The sequence below is a fragment of the Neobacillus rhizophilus genome, from assembly GCF_018343535.1.
GTDB lineage: Bacteria > Bacillota > Bacilli > Bacillales > Cytobacillaceae > Neobacillus > Neobacillus rhizophilus.
In genome coordinates this window covers 852372-875958 of sequence record NZ_JAGYPF010000001.1, presented here as the reverse complement: position 1 = coordinate 875958, position 23587 = coordinate 852372, and the positions used below count along the sequence as shown (strand labels likewise).

Annotated in this window: 19 protein-coding genes and 1 pseudogene; 17 read left to right on the top strand and 3 right to left on the bottom strand. The window is 40.3% G+C overall.

Annotated features, from left to right (window positions below; translation table 11 throughout):
• Positions 1-91: 91 nt before the first annotated feature.
• The 4 genes from glsA (at position 92) to KHA99_RS04095 (ending at position 2965) form a co-directional block, all read left to right on the top strand.
• Positions 92-1021 (top strand): glutaminase A, encoded by a 930-nt coding sequence (gene glsA, locus KHA99_RS04110; protein ID WP_213116141.1) that lies wholly within the window; start codon positions 92-94, stop codon positions 1019-1021.
• A gap of 256 nt (positions 1022-1277) precedes the next feature.
• The gene (locus KHA99_RS04105) at positions 1278-2381 is read left to right on the top strand and encodes an AI-2E family transporter (RefSeq protein ID WP_213116140.1); all 1104 of its coding nucleotides are present in this window, start codon (positions 1278-1280) and stop codon (positions 2379-2381) included.
• Between the two features lie 212 nt (positions 2382-2593).
• Positions 2594-2737 (top strand): hypothetical protein, encoded by a 144-nt coding sequence (locus tag KHA99_RS04100; RefSeq protein ID WP_213116139.1) that lies wholly within the window; start codon positions 2594-2596, stop codon positions 2735-2737.
• Positions 2738-2827: 90 nt separating this feature from the next.
• Positions 2828-2965 (top strand): hypothetical protein, encoded by a 138-nt coding sequence (locus KHA99_RS04095; protein ID WP_213116138.1) that lies wholly within the window; start codon positions 2828-2830, stop codon positions 2963-2965.
• A 125-nt stretch (positions 2966-3090) separates the two neighbouring features.
• On the opposite strand, the gene KHA99_RS04090 is transcribed toward KHA99_RS04095, so the two are convergent.
• The gene (locus tag KHA99_RS04090) at positions 3091-7848 is read right to left on the bottom strand and encodes a LysM peptidoglycan-binding domain-containing protein (RefSeq protein ID WP_213116137.1); all 4758 of its coding nucleotides are present in this window, start codon (positions 7846-7848) and stop codon (positions 3091-3093) included.
• A 123-nt stretch (positions 7849-7971) separates the two neighbouring features.
• Between KHA99_RS04090 and KHA99_RS04085 the strand changes: the two genes are divergently transcribed.
• The 6 genes and pseudogenes from KHA99_RS04085 to KHA99_RS04060 all read left to right on the top strand — a co-directional run bounded on the left by KHA99_RS04085 (position 7972) and on the right by KHA99_RS04060 (position 13399).
• A complete protein-coding gene (locus KHA99_RS04085) occupies positions 7972-9816 on the top strand; it encodes a C40 family peptidase (RefSeq protein ID WP_249366419.1) in 1845 nt (614 codons plus the stop codon).
• A gap of 298 nt (positions 9817-10114) precedes the next feature.
• Positions 10115-10903 carry a sulfite exporter TauE/SafE family protein gene (locus KHA99_RS04080; RefSeq protein WP_213116136.1) on the top strand — a complete coding sequence of 263 codons (789 nt, stop codon included), beginning with the start codon at positions 10115-10117 and terminating at the stop codon, positions 10901-10903.
• Between the two features lie 52 nt (positions 10904-10955).
• A pseudogene (locus KHA99_RS31465) lies at positions 10956-11249 on the top strand (C39 family peptidase); the annotation flags it as partial.
• A gap of 168 nt (positions 11250-11417) precedes the next feature.
• Entirely contained in the window at positions 11418-11705 is a 288-nt protein-coding gene (locus KHA99_RS04070; RefSeq protein WP_213116134.1) for a putative quinol monooxygenase, read from the top strand.
• Between the two features lie 138 nt (positions 11706-11843).
• A complete protein-coding gene (locus KHA99_RS04065; protein WP_213116133.1) occupies positions 11844-13106 on the top strand; it encodes a flavin-dependent oxidoreductase in 1263 nt (420 codons plus the stop codon).
• The gene (locus KHA99_RS04060; protein ID WP_213116132.1) at positions 13106-13399 is read left to right on the top strand and encodes a Dabb family protein; all 294 of its coding nucleotides are present in this window, start codon (positions 13106-13108) and stop codon (positions 13397-13399) included. Before KHA99_RS04065 ends, KHA99_RS04060 begins: the two co-directional genes overlap by 1 nt.
• A 131-nt stretch (positions 13400-13530) precedes the next feature.
• Here the strand turns inward: KHA99_RS04060 and KHA99_RS04055 are convergent, their stop codons facing one another.
• Both KHA99_RS04055 and KHA99_RS04050 read right to left on the bottom strand, forming a co-directional pair.
• Positions 13531-14205, bottom strand: a complete 675-nt coding sequence (locus KHA99_RS04055) for a YetF domain-containing protein (protein ID WP_213116131.1) — start codon at positions 14203-14205, stop codon at positions 13531-13533.
• A gap of 486 nt (positions 14206-14691) precedes the next feature.
• A complete protein-coding gene (locus KHA99_RS04050) occupies positions 14692-16449 on the bottom strand; it encodes a glycoside hydrolase family 27 protein (RefSeq protein WP_213116130.1) in 1758 nt (585 codons plus the stop codon).
• Between the two features lie 200 nt (positions 16450-16649).
• On the opposite strand from KHA99_RS04050, the gene KHA99_RS04045 reads away from it, so the two are divergent.
• From KHA99_RS04045 to KHA99_RS04015, 7 genes are all read left to right on the top strand, one after another.
• Complete coding sequence (locus tag KHA99_RS04045) at positions 16650-17087, top strand: universal stress protein (RefSeq protein WP_213116129.1); 438 nt, start codon at positions 16650-16652, stop codon at positions 17085-17087.
• Between the two features lie 661 nt (positions 17088-17748).
• Entirely contained in the window at positions 17749-18474 is a 726-nt protein-coding gene (locus KHA99_RS04040; RefSeq protein WP_213116128.1) for a metallophosphoesterase family protein, read from the top strand.
• 62 nt (positions 18475-18536) lie between these two features.
• Positions 18537-19505 (top strand): NAD(P)H-dependent flavin oxidoreductase, encoded by a 969-nt coding sequence (locus KHA99_RS04035; protein WP_213116127.1) that lies wholly within the window; start codon positions 18537-18539, stop codon positions 19503-19505.
• Between the two features lie 58 nt (positions 19506-19563).
• A complete protein-coding gene (locus KHA99_RS04030) occupies positions 19564-19887 on the top strand; it encodes a hypothetical protein (protein ID WP_249366418.1) in 324 nt (107 codons plus the stop codon).
• A 90-nt stretch (positions 19888-19977) separates the two neighbouring features.
• Positions 19978-20622, top strand: a complete 645-nt coding sequence (locus KHA99_RS04025; protein WP_213116126.1) for a GntR family transcriptional regulator — start codon at positions 19978-19980, stop codon at positions 20620-20622.
• A gap of 173 nt (positions 20623-20795) precedes the next feature.
• Positions 20796-22217, top strand: a complete 1422-nt coding sequence (locus KHA99_RS04020) for an amino acid permease (protein ID WP_213116125.1) — start codon at positions 20796-20798, stop codon at positions 22215-22217.
• Between the two features lie 102 nt (positions 22218-22319).
• A complete protein-coding gene (locus KHA99_RS04015) occupies positions 22320-23435 on the top strand; it encodes a M20 metallopeptidase family protein (RefSeq protein ID WP_213116124.1) in 1116 nt (371 codons plus the stop codon).
• The last annotated feature ends 152 nt before the right edge of the window (positions 23436-23587 follow it).

Sequence of the window (23587 nt, the reverse complement as noted above, 5' to 3'; positions counted from 1 at the left end):
GTTTATATAATTACCACTTTGGTTAAAACGCAGCAAAAAACTAATGAATGACAGTCACTTCATTCGCCCATACTACTACGGGTGATGCAGAATGCCATGTCAATCAAGTGACGAATTGCGGCAATTGGTGGAAGAAGCAAAACGATGCACAAAAGAGGGAAAGGTCGCAGATTATATTCCTGAATTGGGTAAAGCAAATCCAAATGCCTTGTCGATTGCGATAAACTATCCTGACGGAAGATGTATCTCAGCGGGAGATATTGATAAGAAGTTTACGCTGCAAAGTATTTCAAAGGTTATTAGCTTAGCTCTTGTTCTAATGGAACATGGCTTTCGCTACGTGTTTGAACGGGTTGGGATGGAACCGACTGGAGACCCGTTTAATTCGATTGCCAAGTTGGAAACCATGGCTCCGGCCAAACCATTAAACCCGATGATCAATGCCGGGGCCCTTGTTGTCACTCATATGATAAAAGGGGGTTCAGTGGAGGAGCGGTTCAATCGATTATTAGGCTTTATTAGGGAATTGGCTGGCGCCCCTGCTATTGGCTATAGCGAAAAGGTAGCCCGCTCAGAGTTTGAATCGGCGAATTTAAACCGGGCATTATGTTATTTTCTCAAGCAGCATAAAATCATCACTGAGGATGTCGAAACATTATTAGATTTATATACAAGACAGTGTGCGGTGGAAATGAATTGTCTGGACTTGGCGAGAATCGGTATGATTTTTGCGATGGATGGAGTGGATCCTCTTAACGGGAAGCGAATTTTGCCTGACGATGTAGCAAGAATTTGCAAAACCTTTATGGTTACGTGCGGAATGTATAACGCATCCGGCGAATTCGCAATAAAAATTGGTATTCCTGCTAAAAGTGGTGTATCAGGCGGAATCATGGGGGCGGTTCCAGGTAAATTTGGAATTGGCATTTTCGGTCCAGCATTAGATGAAAAAGGAAACAGTGTGGCCGGACTTAAACTTCTGGAACTTTTGTCAAGAAAATATCAGTTGAGTATGTTTTAAAGGGATTCCTTAAATGAACAATAGGGACGGTTCTTGCATTTGATACGCTAGAACTTTCCCTATGTTTCATTATTTGTAAGATGTGGTGTAATAATATATAGCAGTTTCTGCGATAAGTAGAGTCGTGGATCCTATATCAGCAATCATTTTTAAAAAGAACATAGAAAAATCTATTAAAATCCCTATGAATATACTGTATATTATTCCAATACTTTGATATACTTTAACCCAAATATAGAGGCAAGGGGTACAAACCGTGTCAAAATCAAAATTACAATTCTGGCTCATTCAAATTTTGCTTATTTTATCAATTATTTTCGTTTCAACAAAAATCACCTTTATGTTTAAGCCGATAGGAGTCTTTTTCTCAACGGTTTTCTTTCCAATTCTGATCACTGGATTTCTTTATTTCCTTTTAAATCCGTTAGTGAATTTTCTCGAACGTAAAAAGCTGCCAAGAATAGCCTCGATTCTTATCATATATGTCGGGTTTATTGGCCTCCTTGTGTTGGCGATTAGCAGCTTGGTTCCAATTGTTTCTAAACAGGCGACGGACCTTGCCAACAATTTGCCGGTCTTTGCCCATGAGATTACTGAGTTTTTAAAAAATATGGTTAAGTCTTCAGAGTTTAAAAGCTTTCGGGATACTCAGAGTGAAATTATTGATACGGTACAGCAACGGTCAATGGAATTTGCAAATACATTGCCAAAAACCCTGACGAATGCACTATTGAGTTTGTTTGGAATGGTCACCAATCTAGCTATTATACTTGTCACAGTACCATTCCTATTATTTTATATGTTTAAGGATGGTCATAAATTTCCAAAAGCCGTTTCAAAATTTTTTCCGTCAGGTTACAGAGATGAAGGCCTAAAGATTTTGAAAGAAACAGGGGAGACATTGTCTGCCTACATCCAGGGGCAGGTTATGGTTGCCCTGGCAGTCGGAACCTTGTCTTTTATCGGTTATTTAATCATTGACATGCCATATGCGTTAATCTTGGCGCTTATTGTAGCCTTCACCAATATCATCCCATATGTTGGGCCAATCATTGGCGGTACTCCCGCTGTGCTTGTTGCATTCTTTGATTCTCCAACAAAAGCTTTACTGGTCATCGTCGTCATCCTAGTCGCCCAGCAAATAGAAGGAAACTTCCTGTCCCCGATGATCTTAGGAAAGTCATTGGATACGCATCCAGCAACCATCATCATTATTCTATTGGCCGCAGGCAATCTGGCAGGAGTACTTGGAATGGTATTGGCTGTCCCAACCTACGCCGTTTCAAAAGTAATTGTTTTAAACCTAGTCCGATTTTTGAGAGCGAGAAAAGCTGCAAATAAGATCGTAGAGGGAACTTGAGTCTTAGACTCAGGTTCCTTTTTGAAACAGGGGTGAAACACGGGGACGGTTCTCGTGTGTCAGAAAATGAGACGCAAGAACCGTCCCCGTGTTTCAGGAATATTTTATATATGTAATTTACATATAAAGGTGGTCTGTTGTATAATAGGTGTAAATTACATATATAAGTAGGAAATGGTATTAGGGAACTTACATCGAATGGAGGCTTTTTTATGAGTGATCAAGAAGAAATTTTGCTTTATAAAACTTCTCGAATCCTTAATAAAGACACAAGCATGATGAGGTTAAACGATATTATTGAGGAGCTGGTAAATATTATCGAGTTAAACGCAAAGAATAGCAAAAATACTAATTGATTATAACTTTGTGGTAGCTGCTTGTATCGAATAATCTGAATAGATCGGGTGATAATAATCCCATGATTCTTTTAAACAAGGAGTGGGATAATGTATCAAATAGCTGATATCACAGAAAATCAGAAGGAAATGATAAAGCAGCTTGAACATGAATTAGGCTTAGTGTTAATTGCATACGACGATAAAAACGGCGGGCAGATGAAGGAATACAGCAAGGACCTGAAGTAATAACAAGGAACCTATAGAGTGGACATTTTGAAAAAAGTCACCCTATAGGTTTTTTTGTGCAGAGTGAAACATGGGGACGGTTCTTGTGCATCATGCTTGTGATGCACAAGAACCGTCCCTGCGTCTCATCCTGGGATTTTTAAAGTTTGTCCCACATAAATTGTGTCTGTTGTTAGGCCGTTTAGTTCTTTAATAGCGGTGACGGTAGTGTTATACCGTTTCGCAATGGCTGATATGGAATCACCGGACACCACTTTGTACGTAATGACTGTTGAATTCACTTGTGTAGTGTTTGTGGTCGTGATTTTTAAAGTTTGCCCTATATAAATCGTATCAGTTGTTAACTGGTTTTCTTCTTTAATGGCTGTCACTGTCGTATTATACCGATTTGCAATGACCGATAATGAATCGCCCGACACTACCGTATAGTTCACGGTGGTGGCGGTCGCAGCAGGCGCCGGCGTAGGTGCAGGTGTTGTATTCGTCCCTGTTGTGTTCGGTAATGTTAATGTCTGGCCAACATAAAGAGTGTCGGTAGTCAATTTGTTGATTTCTTTAATTTGGCTGACAGTTGTATTGTATCGAAGGGCAAGTGAATATAAATTATCGCCCGCAACAACTGTATACGATACATAAGATGGAGCAGGTGGACCAGCCGCTTCCAAAGGTGGAGGAGTCTGAGTTACAACCACGGTTGTCGGAAGCGTAGTCGCATAACTGTTCCAAACCTCTTTGTTTTCCTGTCCGATACTCCAGTTTCCAACACCGAGCAAATTATATTTACTAATCAGCAGTAATTTTTGCCGAATCGATTCCTCGTTTTCGTACCAGATGCTATAGGTACCGGCAGTCAAAGTAGTACCCCCAACAACCGGCTTTGGGTCTCCGTCTCTAATGGTAATAATGGCTTTTGGCGTTTTACTTACTTCATCAAAAACAACCGTTCCATTATATTGTTTAATTAATTGTTCCACCTGCCAATTTGAAATTCCAAAGCCTCCATAGGTTTGTCCCTGAATCCAGTAGCGTCCATATTGAGCAATACCAAGTAAAATTTTATTAGAAGCAACATTTTGATTAAGGGCATATTGAATCGACCTTTCCACCCAAGGGAGACTGGCAACAGGGCCTGCTTCTCCACCCGGATAGCTTTCGTCGTAACTCATGATCATTATATAATCAGCATATTTCGCTAAGCGGTTATAGTCATACGAACCATGCCAGCCTGTCGTCCAGCCATTAGGATTTGCCGCAACCGCCACTGAAACTTCCTTCCAGGCTGGAATCTTTTCCCGTAATAACCGAACAAATTCTGTATAGTTGGCCCGGTCCACTTCCGTGACATTTTCAATATCCACGTTGACACCATCCAAGTTAAAGCGGGCAACGGCATCGGCAATCTGTTGGGCGGCAAGTTCTTTATTGGCGAGCATAGCACGGCCGAGATTTCGATCCCAATGATTACTTAAGAATGGGACCACCCGGATTCCTTGCAAATGCATCGCTGAAATGAAGGCTGGGTCCAAGCTGTACGTTAGTTTCAATGTACCGTTGGCATTGATATCAAAATAACTTGGCGACACGGTATTGACGGAACTTGCGGTTTGGTTCACCATCGAGCCGTAATCTTGAGTATTGCCAAAATACATATAGCCAAGATTGACTACTTCACTTGCCATTACTGGTAATCTCAACAGCTGATTTGGCTGAATGGCATCATTGGACAACTGATTCAGTGCCATTAATGCGTCAACCGTGGTGTTATAGCGTTTGGCAATCGTATACAGGGTTTCGCCAGCTGTAGCTGTATGGCTGTAAAGTGGAACCGAGGCTAAGGTACTGATATTTCCTGCAAAGTCCGTTTGATATACAGAAGCCGTCGCGGCGCCGGTCATATCTGCTTGGTCTAGATAGAATTTTAAGGTATAAAAACCTTCCGCGTCCGCTGTCCCAGAAGTGCTCATTAACTCTGCCCCATTTGTGTTGCGAATGGTTGCATAAACGACAGAATAGGGTTCTGCTGTGCCAAGCATCGTATAAATCGGACGTTTATTTTCAAAACCAAAGCCGTTTTTGGATATGACTGGATTTGGAACAACGGTATCTTTTACAACAGTTGAAGTTTGAACGATACTTGCATTTCCTGCTTTATCAATCAGCATGATTTCCAGCGTTAAGTTTCCATCTTTCAAACTGGCTAAATCAAAGTTGAGATTAAATTTGCCGTTTGAAATCATGGTGTTTTTGACTATATTGGTGGTCCCATCGCTAACGGTGGTTTTAACCGAAGCACCTTCTTCCACAGAAGAACCACTGACAGAAAATTGATTTTGATTTAACAGATTCACATATGGTGCCATGGTTGTTACTGGCACTTCCGGTGCAGTTGTATCCTTTGTTATGGTCAGAGGCTGAAGCTGGCTCCTGTTCCCGGCAGCATCAGTGGCCACAACGGCTACTATAATATCCCCATCCTTCAGGCTGCTAACATCAACAGGCAGAGAAAAATTGCCTCGCGAATCCGTTACGGTAGTTTTAATCAGACTGGTTACACCGTCTGAAATGGTCAAGTCCAGTGTGATAAGCGGTTCAGCAGTACCACTTAGTTTATAGGTGTTGACGTTTCCGCTAAAAATACTTGAAGGCTGGTTAAATTGGATACTCGATGGACCGAGCGTATCTTTGTTCAGCGTCTTGACGGTCAATGGGCTCATATTACCGGCTTGGTCGACTTGGGATATTTCGAAACGGATATCGCCATCATTTAAGTTGGACAGGTCTGCGGGAATGGTGTATCCGCCAGTTTCATTCACCTGCCCGATTGTTTCAACGCTTTTGCCTGTCCCGTCGAAGGCTTTGATGTTCACCTGTGCATTTGGTTCGCCAGTTCCGTTTAGTAAAAATGAGCTCTTGTTTTCCAGATTTATAAAATTGTTATTATTTAAGATTGGTGCAAGGGGAGCACTTGTATCTTTCGCAACAGTCATTTTTCCAGCTGGGCTTTTGATACCCGTTGGACTTGTTTGCACAGCCAAAATGTTGAGGGCACCATCCTTCAGACCAGTTACATCCACATTAGCAATAAATTCGCCGTTTGCATTCGCAACAGCAGTTGTTGTAATGGCATTACCTAAAGTCCCATCTGAAACAGATATGTCCACTCTTGACCCCGGCCGGGCAGTCCCGAATATCGGATAATTTGTAGCTGTTTGGCTGTTTATTACTTTCGCATTTCCGATCAGCGGTGCATCCAGACTAGTGTCCTTTGTAATCGTCGTTTGTCTGATGGCGCTAATGTTTCCCGATGGATCGATAGCCCGTGCGGTGACGGTTAATTGCCCATCATTTAGAGAAATCAAATCGGCATTTGCACGAAATTCACCTATTTCATTGGCAATTGCTCTCATCGTTACATTTGGATGGACACCGTCTGAAACGGTCAAATCCACGAAAGCTCCAGGGTCAGTTACTCCAAAAAGGGTGTAATTTTTTACAGTCTCAATCGTTACTTTTACGGTACCATCTAGAACAGGTTCATTAACAATGGTATCTTTCGTGACAATTAATCGGCTTTCTGGACTTCGGTTTCCTGCCTGGTCCGTTGCTACAGCGGTAATTGTAATTGTTCCGTCTGATGAGCTGGAAGTGTCAACTTTTGTTTCAAACCTGCCGCTGACATCAGCTTTTATTTGAAGCAATTTTGCTGGACTGATTCCATCTGATAGTGTTAGATAGACGGTTGCGTTTGCTTCAGTAGTCCCTGAAATGGAAGTACTTGCCTGATTGATTGAAGTAATTTTACTAATTGAGTTTAGTAAAGGTGCTGCAGGTGCTGTTGTATCGGCAGTGACTGTGCTGCCTGCTGAAATTGTTAGGATCTGGCCGACAAAAATCAAATCGCTTGTTAATTTATTTGCTGCTTTAATTTGATCCACAGTCGTGTTAAATCGTTTGGCAATAAGTGATAAAGAGTCGCCTCCTACAACTGTATAGGTTGTGGTGGTTACTGGAGCAGGAGGAGTCTGCTTCTGTACCGGTTCCGGGCTTTGAACGGTTTGTGTCTGCGATACTATTAAGACTTGCCCGACATAAATGCTATCAGTAGTTAAATGGTTTAGATTTTTAATTGTATCCACGGTAGTGGCGAATTTTTTTGCTATTTGATATAACGTATCACCTGCTGCAACTTGATATGTACTCGTTGTAGTTGTGGTGTTTTCCACCGTAGGGGCAGGTGTTGGAGCAGGCGCGGGTTCCGGAGCAGGTGTCGGCGCTGGTGCTGGTGTAACAGCTGTTGTTTGCTCAACAGTCCTTGGAATCCTTATTTTTTGTCCAATCGAAAGGAAATCGCTCGGAAGCTGATTATAAGAACGAATACTATCAACGGTTGTGTTAAACTTCCTCGATATCGAATATAAAGAGTCACCTGCAACGACGGTATATGTATAAAAAGGCAGGTTTAATACCTGGCCTACATAAATGGTGTCGGAAGTTAAATTGTTTGTAGTTTTAATAGACGATACTGTTACATTAAACTTCCTTGCAATTGAATATAAACTGTCGCCAGCCTGGACTTTATACACAACGTATTGACCGGTTTGCTGAGTCTGAACAGCGATTGTAGTTTCTGCACCTGCCCTTGTAATGTTGGAACCAAAATAAATAGTCGTTACCAAGAGTGAACCAGCCATAACCTTGGCCGCATTAATATTTAAATAAGGGAATCTTTCCCTGATTAAATGATCGATTTGTACTTGGAGAGTTTTTTTTCTGAAATCCGAGGGTCCCAGTTCATTCGAAAACTCCTCCAAATAAGAATCGAGGTAAACCACTAACGTAAACCCGCCTCGTTCTTGAAGCAACTCATATCTTTTAATCTCCACTTAACCACCTCCATTTAATAAAATGAAACATGAGGACGGTTCTTATGCATCATTTTGATGCATAAGAACCGTCCCCATGCCTCACCTTAAATAAAGATTTAAGGCAAAGGAGATTTATAACGCATGGAGAATTTTCTAAGATATGAATTAAGAAGACTGGCTTCTAGTCGAGATGAGTATGAATTGATTGTCCATCTTGATAGCCAATTAACGGAGTTTGCAGGTGAATTGGGGGCAATTCAGAGGGATAGGAAAGATATTACTTCGTTGGCTAAACAGCTTTTAAAGGATCGGTACCCTTATTTAAAAGTAACAGTGATTAAGGTCATTCTTGGAGGAGTGGCAGCAGCCTCGATTCCGCTGACACATCATTCAACAGCATATGCGGAGGATTCCAACGGAAACAATCCTTCACAGATGGCGCACGCAGACTCTATCTATTATCACGTTTCAGCCGGAGATACTCTATGGGGATTATCCGTTAAGTTTGGAACGACTGTTGATAATATCAAGAGAGCAAACCACCTGACTACTGATAGTTTGAGTGTAAATCAGCTTTTAATCATCCCGAAGGCATTTCACACAGTAGGTACAGGGGATTATTTAACTGTTCTTGCCAAAAAATATGGAACGACAGTTGAGGGTATCAAGCTGGCAAATAATCTAAACAGTGATGCCACATTTCTTGGGCAAACACTAATTATTCCCGTCTTAATAGGTAGCGGACCGACAATTGGGCAGGCCCAAGAGGTAATTCAGGCACCACCCCAAAACCCAACTATTTCAACATATACGGTTGTTTCGGGTGACAGTTTGTCTGTTATTGCAAAACGGTTTGGTACGACGGTTGAAGTGCTAAAAAGCACCAATCAATTAACATCCGATTTCCTCAGAGTTGGACAAATTTTATCGATCCCCCAAACTGCTAATGAAGTTCAAAAGCCTGTATCCGAACGTCCCCTTGAATCAGTACCATCGCAGGAACCAGCGAATGTTCAATATACCGTTGCCGCAGGAGACACTTTATGGGGAATTTCTGCGAAATTTACAGTAAGTTTAGATACATTGCGAATAGCCAATAAATTGCCAAATGATTTGCTACACATCGGTCAGACTCTAATCATTCCAAATGGGCAAGCGGGTGTTACAGCCCCAACAGTTTCAACGGAACCAACTGCTTCCTCCAATCTCGAGGAAACAACGTATACTGTAGTACCAGGGGATACTTTATTTTCGATTGCAAAGCGGTACAATCTTACAGTCAATCAATTAAAACAAGCCAATCAATTAACGAGCGATAATCTCCATGTTGGCCAATTACTAACTGTTCAGATGGCATCGGCAGCCAAGGACACTGGAAGAGGCGGTGCAGTGACGGCGCCTGATCCTGCTCTACCCGGGCCATCTGCAGCTCCCGGTATCGATTTGGCAACGATTCAAAAGAATCTACAGATACTCGGCTACTATACCGTCCCAACTATGACTGGAAGCTATGATGCCACAACAACACAGGCGATCAAAACCTTTCAGGCAGATTACAGTCTTCCTGTGACAGGGACAATCAATGAAGCAACAAATACCGCCATTAACCACGCGGTTATTAAGAAAGAATTAGTCACGGACACAGCTAAATATCGCGGTGTTCCTTACAAGTGGGGTGGTGTGACCCCTAATGGCTTTGATTGTTCGGGATTTGTCTATTACATGTTCAATCAGCATGGTGTAAACATGTCCCGCAATACTTCTGAAGGACTTTTTAAAACAGGGACACCCATTGACCGGTCTCATTTACAGCCTGGAGATTTGGTTTTCTTCGCTGTTAACACACCTGGAACCATTTCACATGTAGGTTTTTACTTAGGGGACAACCAATTTATTTCTGCGACCAGCTCCAATGGGATTGCTATTCAACCATTAGATAGTGGATATTGGGGGAAATATTATGTCGGTGCTAAAAGAGTATATTGAGGCGCGGGGACGTTTCTCATGCATCAAATTGATGCACGAGAAACGTCCCCATTATTATTGGCTTTTTAATCTCCCATCCCCAGAATACACATAATTAAACAAGCTAATCGAATAGGTAAACAGTAACTAAGTTACGAATGTTTTGGTTAATGGTAAAATATTAATGAAAACAGAAAAGTTCTTACTCTCGATGAAGAAAAATAAAATATGAAAGCAAGCAGGCTCTAAAGGAACTTTCCATTAGTGCAATATTTAATTTTTCGCCAAATGGAATATTGGCGGAATTGAGGTCGCAAATATGTTCGCTAATTTATTTTTATTGAGTTTTGTAATAGGTTCCAATTTAATTATCGGAATTTTATTAGGGTTGTCGGGGATTTCTGGTTTTCTCCTGCCTTTGATTTATGTAGGTGTTTTAAACATGCCCGTGCATGATTCCCTTGCACTTAGCTTCTTATCCTTTTCAGTCTCAGGCATCATCGGTGCCTATTCCTATTGGAAATCCAAAAACATGGATTTAAAATTGGCACTTTACTTGAGTATTGGCAGTCTTCCCGGTGCCTTTTTGGGTGTGCAAATTAATGTGATGATTTCGGATTTCCTGGCAAAACTCCTTCTTTATATTTTCGTCTTGTTTGCAGGCTTATCCATCTTATTGAAGAAAAATAAAAAAAACACAAATGCACTAAATGGCAATAGCCATTCGAAAATTCTTGATCATTCATTAATGGTTGTTTTGCTCGGTTTCATTACATCTGCCATTTGCTCATTAACAGGAGCAGGCGGTCCTATTTTACTAGTGCCGTTATTAGCAAGTCTTGGGATCAATATTAGGGTGGCAGTAGGAGTGAGCCTGCTAAACTCCGTCGTCATTGCCATTCCGTCTATTTTCGGATATTTTGCCCATGCAAGTACGCTAAATACACCCTCGTTAATAATCGCTAGTCTAATAGGGACAATTGTCGGGATTGTAACAGGCGCCCGCTTCGCTACGAAGGTGCCTATTCACCAATTAAAAATGGCCATCGCCATCATCACCATCCTTTCATCAGTTTACATGCTTGTCATGCTAAAAATGGGGGCCTAATGGATAAGAGGGGGTAATCCCCCTCTTTTTTATATAACGAGATTTAACAGGACAGGGTATTGACTCTGTTTATTATATGCTTAACAATGGGTCCCCTGTATGGGTTATTACCAATTCGAGATTTGCCTCTCTCCCTCAAAGTGAATATTCGACTTGGAATACAGCATCAGGGAAAGTACAAATTACCTATAGAGAGCATAGTGTTTTATTAGTAGGCTATGACGAAAATAATGTTTATCTCAAAGATCCATTAGCGGAACAGCCGTATAAATCTGTTCCAAGAAATAGTTTTGAAGAATCATGGATTCAAATGGGGCAACAAGCAGTAAGTTATCAACAAAATTAATTATCTGAGTAAACGCGGCGGGAAGAAACTGCCGGGTTTTTATCTACCTAAAATATTTATAAAAGTATCCAAAATTAGTCGATAACTTTTATTTTTATAATAGTGCTAGTATTGTTATATTGAGGATGGAAATTCGTAAAAAAATTTTATAAAAAAGGAGCAAATAGCATGATTAGGGTTGTGTGCAAATCTAAATTAAAACCGGATGTAAACGTTGAGGAATATCTTAAATTGGCGAGTGAAGTGATTACCGAATCGAGAAAAGAAAAAGGCTGTTTCATGTATACGCTTCATGGTGATATCAACGATCCGACCATTTTCGCTACAATTGAAGAATGGGAAGATGAAGAAGCTCTGAGACAGCACGATAATAGTGAACACGTTCGGAGAATTGTGCCAGAACTTAGGAAACGACGAGAAAGTACAGAAATGAATATTTATAAAGTATTAATATAATCATTTGCAGGCCCACTATTAAGTGGGTCTTTTTTTAAAATGGCAGGGTGAACAAATATATTGATATATTTTTATTTTGTTGCAATAATTAAGAAATATCAAAATACTAAAGCAGTATTTTTTATAGGAGGGAACGCAATGTCAGAGATAAAAACCGCACTCATTGTCGGCGGCGGAATCGGCGGCCTTGTAACGGCACTTAAACTTAATCAAGCCGGAGTGTCTGTCCGCGTTTTCGAGAGTGTAGAAACGATAAGAGCGCTGGGAGTGGGGATTAACCTTCTACCACATGCTGTCAGGGTCCTCACCGAGCTCGGCCTCGCAGATGAACTTGAAAAAACTGGCCTGCCAACGGCTGAACTCATGTATGTTAACAAATTCGGCAAGAAAATTTGGCAGGAACCACGTGGTAAAGCTGCCGGCTATCATTGGCCGCAATATTCGATTCATCGCGGACGCCTGCAAATGCTGCTGTTAAATGCTGTCATTCAAAAATTAGGGGAGGATTCAGTTTTAACCGGACATCATTTGCAATCGTTTGAACAGACAGGAGACACGGTGACGGCTAGGTTCATCAATCGAAAAACAGGAGAGTCTCTTGGCTCTTACAATGCGGACTTGATGATTGCCGCCGATGGCATCCACTCGGTTGTCCGAAAAACGTTTTATCCAAATGAAGGTCTGCCAAAATTCAGCGGCCGGATCTTATGGCGTGGAATTACCGAAGCTGATCCATTTTTGACCGGAAGATCAATGATCATGGCGGGTTACCAAGATCAAAAGTTTGTCGCCTATCCAGTTTGTCCGGAAACCGCAGCAAAAGGGCGCTCTTTGGTTAACTGGATTGCAGAATTGGCGATTGAAGATGAAATGCCTGACCGTGCCGACTGGAATAAAAAAATTGATAAGGAAAAATTTGCTCCGCAGTTTGCAGCATGGGATTTTGGCTGGCTGAATGTTCCGCAGCTAATCGAGGAAACAGATGCAGTGTATGAGTTCCCAATGGTTGACCGTGACCCGCTTCCGGCTTGGACCTTCGGACGTATCACGTTGCTTGGAGATGCAGCCCATCCTATGTACCCAATCGGCTCAAATGGTGCTTCACAAGCGATTTTGGATGCAGATGCCCTAGGAGAGGCCATTTTAGCAGACCTGACTGCAGAACAGGCATTGAAGGCATATGAAGAAGCCAGAATAGAACCAACTGCCAACATTGTTATGGCAAACCGGAAAAATGGGCCTGAAATGGTCATGCAAATCGTCGAAGACCGCGCACCTAACGGTTTTGCCAATTTAGATGATGTCATTTCCCAGCAGGAATTACAGGATATCGCCAATCAATACAAGCAAATTGCCGGTTTTGATCGCGAAAAATTAAACAGCAAGGCGGGGAAACGGTAATGGTAGAACACATTGTTTTACTGAAATTCTCACCAAAGACAACTATAGAACAAAAGCAAGAGACAATTAGCCGGACCCTGCTGCTAAAAGAAGTAATCCCCGGTATTATGGATATACAGCAAGGAATCAATTTTTCAAATAGGAGCAAAGGTTTTGAAATTGGATTAACGGTCCGATTTGAGGACAGAACGTCCTTGGAAAACTATGGACCACATCCGGCACACCAAGAGGTTTTCGCCTATTTACAGGAAATTGGGGTCGAAGACATCATTGTCGTTGATTTTGAATTTTAATATTTTTTTAGCATTATGCTTTAATGCTTAAACGCGTTTTAGTATTTAAGAAAACAAAATTATAATTTGCGATAAATATATGTAAAGGACCCCTAGAGGTCCTTCTTTCATTTTACGTTCTCTGGATAAATTCAATATTTTTGCAAATAAAGAGACTTCCCAGTTTGCCATTCAGCGTAACAAACTTCCTTGGGATTTTTAACCCCGCCTTTATCCAACTCCTTATAAAGCCAATTCTCATCTAACCCGGCTTGTTTAAGGTTCTCTTCTAAAATTTCGCCGTCACTGATAATGGTAAGTGGAATTGTTTTCTGTTCCGCTTTGATTTTTAAATCCTTGCATGTTGGAGTATCCGCCTCTGGCTTCTTCAGAATACTAATTCCGCCGCTGTTTTCATAAATGGCATACTCTACCTCTTCGAGAGAAAAAACGTCTTTGGAACGCAGGAACTGCTTTAATTGATCCAAATCCAACCGGTTCTTTTTCATTTCTCTCCAGTCAATCTTCCCTCTGTTAATAATCATCGAAGGCTTACCCTCAAAAAACAAGCGTAATTTCCGCGATTTCTGTGTAAGCAACTCTGTAATATAAATAAGGAACCCCCACACACCAATAGCTAGAAGGACTTTCAAAATGCCGGCACCATCATCAAAGACCGCACTACTTAATAAATCACCTAGGACTAATGCTGAAATAAAATCGAATGGAGTAATTTGACTTAATTGGGTTTTTCCTAAAAATTTTACAGTAATAAAAAGGGCAATATATCCAATTACCAATTCAAAGATAATATCCACGTAACTCATAAGCTGCCTCCAATTTATTCATACTGTAATGTTATGGACATCGGGGCTATTTCCTAAACGAGAAATTCATGATATTAGGGCAATTGAACTAGTTTTGTTCAAAACAATTTAATTTTAGAAAATTTAAACTAAAATAGAGGAAATAGAAAAAATTTACAGAATTAAAACATAAACATGTTAATAAAATGTACAAATTGGGTTTTAGAAACATGTAAGCGCTTTATTGGTGACGCAATGAGAATTTGGGTGCAAGGGATTTATTAAAAAAACACTAAAAGAGGTGTATGAAATGAAAGTAAGTCCACTTGAGTTTATTGAATGCGTTGAACTAATGGTAGCAGCTGAGGAAAATCGGTTAATATTAGACGGAACGACGATAAAAATTTTTGGTGAAGAAGTGGAATTCTAAAATTAAACCAGCATGTTCGAGTAGCAACATCATAACTAAAAGCCGCACAATTCACAGTGCGGCTTTTAATATAGAGATCAAGCTGTTCTATAGAATTGATATTTATCCCTAATCATACTAAAGAGTTTTAATAAGATGAAAACAGCAATAAATAACATCATTGGAACGACAACTAGCACGAAGGATTGGCTGTCTGTTTGAGCTTTAGGAGACTTTGTACTTTCCCCAACTGCATTCCTTCCGGCTACGACATACGAATAACTGCCGCCGTCACGGAATGTAGCAGTTTTATCCTCAAAATTAGGTTCTGTTAGTTTTGTTGCAATAGGAGTATAGTCGCTGCTGAATCCAAATCTATTGATGGTTTTACGATAGACGGTATAGGACTCCGCTCCATATACAGGATTCCAAGTAATTGTAACGGAATTTTGATTATTCCTGTCAGCCATGACCCAATCTGGGGCAGCAGGAACTGTTGATATATTTGCATTATAGGGAGTATATCGGTCTCCACTCAATGAAGTGGGAATTACATGAACCATACGAGAAGCATGAGTGGAAAGTTCTGTGGTGAATCCTGAATCCAGGCTGCCTAAATCCTGATGGCTCCACATATCATGTACCATTGCTGAGCCCTCGACCCCCAAATCTGCCCATTTCACACTTACGTTTTGTGAAGCTGGTCCGGTATTAAAGAGTCCGATAGTGTAAGAGCCGTCCGGTAGTTTTTGATAGAATACTTGAGAGGCAGCGGTTTTGTATAGACGTTTCCCTGCTGCTCCACTTTGGTTGGCCCCAATAATTTCGTCATTTGTCAACAAGCTGATCCCGTAATCGTCTAGCTTTGTCAGGTCGTTCCCAATCACAAACTGGGATGCCGCAATCGCCCACAGAGATACATAAGATCGTTTTTCCTCCTCTGTCAGGCCATCCTTACCTCCGTTTGCTACATTGAGTGAATCAAAATCGTTCCACCCGCCAGGACTTGCATGTTCGTGCCACTCTGCGGCATCATCAAATCTTCTAGACACCTTTTTCCAGTTTGTGAGAGTTGGCTTTCCATATGCCTCTACGTCGTGATCGGTTCGCCAGCCATTCGATAATTCCCTCCATGTAGAAGCATGTTTGATATCAAGATTATTGGACAGCTCCACATGAATCGGTCGTCCAGTTTTCTTCAACGCCCTTGCCCAGGCCTCGACATCTTGAATATCCTGGTTGCGGACACCATCAATTTTTAGATAATCCACCCCGTAAGAAGCAAACAGCTGAGCCCACGAATCAATATACTCCTGTGCCCCCGGCTTGGAAAAATTAATGGCATACATATTCTTGAAGTTAAAATTCACTTTTTGCCCTTTCCTGAAGTTCACAATATCTTTAGCGTGATAGGGCGTTCCCTCAATCGGCGTGTTTTGATCCACCGCACCTTGTGGAATACCTAGCGTAACATAGAGACCAAACTTTAAGCCTTTGTGGTGAATATAATCTCCAAGTGCTTTCATCCCGCTTGGAAATTTCTTTGGATCTACTACCCACCGACCATATTTATCAACGGTTGTGGTCCAATCAAGCATATAGTAATCATCCAAGTTAACATATTGGTATCCGTGCGACTTGAATTTTGCAGCCATTACATCAGCTGCATCTTTGATGTTTTGCTCCGTCGGTTTTTTCCGAATCGAGCTCCAGCTGCTCCAGCCCATAAATGGCCGGTCGGCTAAACTATTATAGGAAGAAGCTTTTGCCTCTTCTATGTCAAAAATGGATACGGGAAAATTTCCACAAAGTAAAAATGAGAATGATAGCAAAGTTGTAATAATTTTCTTAAGCATAGACATTTCCCCTATAAGCAGATAGGTATTAATAAATCTATAATAATACAGAAAAGTCTATATATTAATGAACAATATGTTCCAGCAAAATATGAAAAAATTCACATAATGTTCTAATCCACTCACGATCGGAAGTGTGAAAAAGTTATATAATAAAAGTGAATAAATGGTATTTATACCAATATGAGGGGGATAAGTAAATGCTGACTGATTATTCAAGAATCGTGGTTCCTTACGATCATTCCGAATTAAGCAAAAAAGCTTTAAAAATGGCAATGAATCTAGTAAAGCAAGACGAAAAAATTGAATTATATGTTGTCATGGTTATTCAACCGGAAATTCAGCTAGCTTACCATTATGCAGTTCCGATACAAGATCGGCGCGAGGAACAGTTTAAAGCGATCGAACCGATTCGCGAAGAAATAAACCAAGAGCTGCTTAAGCTTCCAAATAAGACAAGAACATTTGTGTTGGAAGGGGATCCTGCAAGAACCATTATCGATTTTGTTAGAAAGAATGACGCCGATTTTATTGTCATGGGAAGCAGAGGATTAAGCGGACTGAAGGAACTGTTCTTGGGAAGTGTAAGTCATTATGTAGTACAGAAGGCCAATTGCCCGGTTCTGATTGTAAAATAATTTCTAACCTATAATAAAAGGTTGTTCTTAAGTTCTTGGGAACAACCTTTTTATATTCATCTTAGCTAAGCTTACTAAAAAAGATGGTGAATCTTCAGAGAATTTAGAAAAACATTCTGAACTTTCAAGAAATTATGACAAGGATTTCCGGTGATATAAATAAACATGTTCACACGAATGACATATTTTATCAAAATCTTTGTTTTACATTTCGACACTCACATACAAAGTTCTTGTTTTTTTCTTTCTAATGATGGTGGTTCCTAATAGAATAAAGAATAAATTTGTAAAAAAAAGGTTAAAGTAGTCGGAATATTTAAATTTTAATAAACTGCGAAGTTTGTTACAATGAAAAACATGAAGGAAGGTCGGGGAGTTTGAAATAAAAGCTTTTTAAGAAAACTTATTTGTTTTGAGGGAGGGGTTTATATGGTATTCAAGGTAGCATTTTGGAGATTGTTAACAAAAAACCAGAAGTTACGATTGCTAATGCAAAAAGCTCATATAGAACATCATTCTGCTGGGCCCCGTGAATTATAGGGGTTCTTTTTTTATGTGTGTGCGTACAAAAATAAGAATATCAAAGGAATTTCCGTACTTGTTATTGAACTTAAATTAGTTATAGATGTAATGGACAAGTCGATAATTATGGGGTGAAACCTTGAGGAAAATTGTGATATCTGATATTCATGGCTGTGCAGCGGAACTGGATCAATTGATAACAAAAACTAATGCACAACCGGAAGAGGTAATTTTTTTAGGTGACTATGTCGATACAGGCCACGACAGTATGGCTGTACTTGATAGAGTACAAGAATGGTGCAGTCAAGGGGCAACTGCTTTGCTTGGCAACCATGATGATATGTTTTTGCAATGGCTAGCTGAAAAAGAAATTATCTTTTATTATGGCAGGGTTGGCGGAATAGCGACGATAAATAGCTGTTTACATAGACTTGGTATGGATCGGGTTGAATACTCAGAATTGCTGAATGACATGAAAAAGGAAAATGACATAAGAAACATCATCCTAGATCATTTTTCTTCGCAAATTTCATTTTTACAATCTCTCCCTTTATTTATCAAGGAACAGGATTTGATTTTTGTCCATGCAGGAATCCATCCGAAAAAAGGTCTGGAAAAAACTACAAAAGTGGAGTTTCTAAATATTCGGGATGAATTTATTTACGAATATCAGCATCCTGAAACGGTCATTTTTGGCCATACTCCGACCAGAAGGATCCATAAACAAAACAATGTTTATTTTGGTCCAAACCGGGTAATCGGAATCGATGGAGGCTGTGCTTTCGACGGCCAGTTAAACGCATTAATCATAAAGGATGGAAGTTTTGAGACGGAATCTGTTTTAAAAATAAAAGAAGGAAAATAAACATTATTTGGAGAATTAAATTTTAGTAGAATGTTAAAAATTTGAATGGAGGGACAAGGAAAATGCCAAATATCCCAACAGTACTGAAGGACTTGCGTTTACCTGTAATCGGTTCACCGCTTTTTATTATTAGTAATCCAAAATTGGTCATTGCTCAATGTAAAGCTGGAATTGTCGGCTCTATGCCGGCCCTAAATGCGAGACCGGCCTCACAACTTGATGAATGGCTGCATGAAATCACCGAGGAACTAGCAGCATATAACGCTCGTAATCCGGAGCGGCCTGCTGCACCATTTGCCATTAATCAAATTGTGCACAAGTCCAATAATCGCCTTGACCATGATGTGGAAATGTGTAAGAAGTATAAGGTTCCTATCATTATTACGTCGCTTGGGGCACGTGAAGAAGTAAATACCGAAATACATAGTTACGGAGGTATTGTGCTGCACGATATTATTAATAATACATTCGCACATAAGGCAGTTGACAAAGGTGCGGATGGGTTGATTGCCGTTGCCGCAGGTGCCGGTGGTCATGCTGGTGTGAAGAGCCCGTTTGCCTTAGTTCAGGAAATCCGTGAATGGTACGATGGTCCGGTTGCTTTGGCAGGTTCGATTGCTACCGGCAGTGCTGTACTCGCCGCTCAAGCAATGGGGGCTGATTTTGCTTACATTGGTTCGCCATTTATTGCCACTCACGAAGCTAATGCTGTAGAAGAGTATAAGCAGGCAATTGTAGATTCCACATCTGACGATATTGTCTATAGCAGTCTGTTCACAGGTGTTCCAGGAAACTATTTGGCACCATCCATACGTGCGGCAGGGTTAGATCCTAATGCGCTCCCTGAAAGTGACCCGTCTAAAATGAGTTTTTCAGACGGCAGTTCGAAACCGAAGGCATGGAAGGAAATTTGGGGTTCTGGCCAAGGAATTGGCGTCATTAATAAAGTTAGCGGTGCTGGAGATTTCGTTGACAAGCTTTATCAGGAGTATATGGCAGCGAAAGAGAGACTAGGTCTGGTTGTTGTTTAATGGCAGGATAAAATTAAAGCGGAAAAACTGACACAACTTTTGGAGTCAGTTTTTTTTATTGAATATCCATATTGCGAACAATGGACTGGTTATCATTCATAATCTATTGTATCAACTAGAAAAGGTGTTCAATATGAGAAACATGAATGAAGTGCAAATACAACCTATTATTGGGCAGGCATGGACAGGTAAACATGTTATCCTGCTTCATTGTACAAATAATAATCAATTCCTGCAGCTTTATAAAAGCTACCACGCACCGATTGAGCCCCCCCGGCATAATTGTGCAGAAACTTTATCACAACTTTTAAGTATCGGCTATTCTGTTGCGGCTATTACACCCATTTCTTCCAATCAAATTCAATATGTGCTGGTACTTTGAGATAGACCTGGGCATGCAGCGTGGGTCTTTTCTTATTCCGCTAGTTTATATACAATATATATAATAAAGAATGTATTGGAGAAATTGATTATGGAATATTTATCACTGAAAGACCATGTTTATAATTATATTGTTGATCAAATCAACAGTGGGAAATTGCTTGCAGGGGCAAAGTTAAATGAAAACAATATTTGCGAAAGCCTTCAAGTCAGCAGGACCCCAGTAAGGGAAGCACTCATCCAACTAGCGTCGGAGGGGCTGATTGATAATGTACCAAGGAAAGGGTTTGTCATAAAAAGTCTTACAAAGCAAGAGGCTGAAGAAACCTATTTTATCATCGGAGCATTGGATGGTCTCGCTGCTTCCTTGGCTGCACCGCTTTTAACCGAAAAGCACTTGAGTGAAATGGATTTCTACATACAGAGTATTGATTTGGCGCTGAATACCGAGAATTATCGAATGTATGATAAGATGCAAGAAGCTTTTCATAGTGTCTATTTATCTGTTTGTCCCAACAAAAGCTTAGTCAACCTTTTGCTTCAATGGGAAAAGAAATTTTTGAAAAATTTAGGGGAAAACGGCTCACAGGAAGGCTTGAAAGAAAAACTAATGCAAACCAATAATGAGCATCGAAAAATGCTTGAGCTTTTTAAAAGTAAAGATACTGTTGAATTGGAAAGAATATTGAAAGAAGTCCATTGGAACCCTGAAAAGGTGGAAAACCTGCCACTATAAGAAGAAAAACCCGAAAGATTTTGTTGATTATTCGACAGAATCTTTTTTTATTGACAGGAAAAAATAAAATATATAATATAAAGTATACAAATAACTGAATATTTGAAAAGGTGTTTAAATTGAAAAGGGTTTATTTTATTAAACTATTAAATTAAAAAAGGGGAAATTTATCTATGGCAAATAACACCAATGACCTTCAACGCGGCTTAAAACAGCGGCATATTACGATGATTTCCATTGGCGGAACAATCGGTACAGGTCTGTTCCTTGCTTCTGGTAATGTCGTTTCGAAGGCCGGAGCCCTAGGCGGCCCGATTGCCTATTTAGTGATTGGGATTTTAGTGTTTGTTTTAATGAAAGGTCTAGGCGAAATGTCTACCTTCATGCCTGTTCCGGGTGCCTATACATCCTATTCGGGGCTCTTTGTTCATCCTGTATTGGGCTTTATGGTAGGCTGGAATTTATCCATCAACGGATTCCTCGGCCTTGGCGCTGAAATCGTTGGGGGAGGAATGATTCTAAATCAATTTTTTCCTAATGTACCTCCTTCTGTCTTCTGTATCATCATTTCATTATTGATATTGGCCTTGAATTTAATCGATGTAAAATCATACGGGGAAGCAGAATACTGGTTTGCCGGCATCAAGGTTGTTGCTATTATTATCTTCTTAATTGTTGGTGTGTTAATGATTTTTGGATTGATTGGACATCAAGGATTTATTGGATTATCCAACTGGACAGACAAGTCCATGTTCCCTAACGGATTCGCAGCAGTTATTTTGATGATGACTGGCGTTATCTGGTCATATCTTGGGGTTGAAACCGTTATTACTGCATCTGGAGAAACAGAGAATCCTCAGAAAAATGTACCTAAAGCGATAAATACTATTTTCTTCCGGATTTTGCTTTTTTATGTTGGTTCCGTGACTGTCATGGGATTGGTTGTTCCTTACAAAGAAGTAAGCGTTTTAAATAATGGATATGCTGGTCTATTTGGGTTGGCAGGCGTTCCCGGCGCTGCCACCATAATGAATATTGTCATTCTGACTTCACTCGCATCTGCGGCAAATTCGATGATTTATGCCATCAGCAGAACGCTGGTCGCCTTGTCAAAAGAAGGAAAGGCTCCAAAAGCTTTGGGTAAAGTAAATAAACGCGGGATCCCGATGAATGCGGTTATTCTGACATTGTTCCTTGGACAAGTTTCTCTGATTACAAACTTCGTTTCACCAGATAAGGTGTTTGTATGGTTAATCTCCATCGCTGGTTTCAATACATTACTTGGCTGGTTCGGTAGTTTTCTTTCGCACTATAAATTCAGAAAATGGCTGGTGTCAAATGGCGGTTCTGTGGACAAACTAAAGTTCAAAACGAATATTTATCCACTTCCAACCATTATTTGTTTAATCGCATTAGTTGCGATTGCCTCTTATACGGCCTATAGTCCTGATACAAGATTTTCATTCTATATTGGAGCACCAATGCTAGTCTTGTACGCCATTATTGGTACCATCTTGTATAAAAAAGGAAAACTGAAAGATCCGGACTATAAGCCTTTCTTAGAGGCCCACATTAAAGAAACAGAAATAAAATAATGAATCTCACAAATTTTCATATTAGTAATGTGTAAAGGCGGGTCCCTAGTTGCTAGTATGTAAACTAGGGATTCGTCCTTAAATGGAGAGGAGAGAAACAGATTGGAAAAGAAAAACCTTGAATTGGCGGTGCAGCTTCGTCATGAATTACATGCACATCCTGAATTATCCAATTATGAAGTATGGACTAAACAACATTTAATTGATTTCCTAAAAGCAAACACAAAACTTGAAATCGTTGACCGGGGCCGCTGGTTCTATGCCATCTATCACTCTAATGTTGGAAAAAGAAACGTTGCCTTCCGTGCGGACTTTGATGCCCTCCCAATAGAGGAAACTATTAATCTTCCATACGGTTCTCAAATTCCTGGAGTGTCACACAAATGCGGACATGACGGGCACTCCGCAACTCTTGCTGGATTTGCGTTGGAAATCGATCAAAAAGGATGTGACAACAACGTCTACTTCTTATTCCAGCATGCGGAGGAAACAGGCGACGGTGCATCCGAGTGTGCTGTTTTTATCAAGGAAAATAACATTGAAGAAATTTTTGCTTGGCATAATATGAGTGGTTTTAAACACAATTCCGTATTGGTCATAGACGGAACAGCTCATTGTGCATCCAAGGGAATGAGCATACATATGGAGGGTGTACCTTCTCATGCCAGCGAGCCGGAGAAGGGAATCAATCCATCCTTTGCGATTGCCAAGGTCATCGATGCCATTCCTGGATTCATTGATCCTGATGTGAACGAAGGCATTGTTCTATGCACGATTGTTCAAGTGGACATCGGCGCCAAAGCATTTGGTGTTAACGCCGGCAAAGGTGTGCTTAGAATGACAATTCGTGCTCTTTATGAAGAAGAAATGGATAAACTTCAGAAGAATCTTGAGGAAGTTGCCAAGGCCGAAGCGGAAAAGTATGGTTTGAAGGTCAGCTTCGAATACCAAGATGAATTCCCTGAAACAGCGAATGACAAAGAAAGCTCCGATAAGATTCGTCAGGTTTGTAGAGATAAAGGATTTGATTTGATTGAGCTAGTGGAAGCGTTCCGAGGTTCCGAAGATTTTGGTCATTACACAAAACTCACCAAGGGAGCCTATACTTATATTGGAAACGGGGAAGATTATCCGAACCTGCACAGCTATGAGTATAACTTCCGTGATGATATCATTGAGACAGGTGTGGAACTGTTCAAAGGTTTAGCGGATTTGTAAAATTTAATAAAAATATTAGAGGGTGTCCCAAAATATAGTTTGGGCCCTTTTTTTGATTTTTATATAAATAAATCTGAAGTTACCATCAATAATATTAAATTTACTTAAAAATATTTTAATTATAAAATGAATTTAGATAATTTCAAAAACTA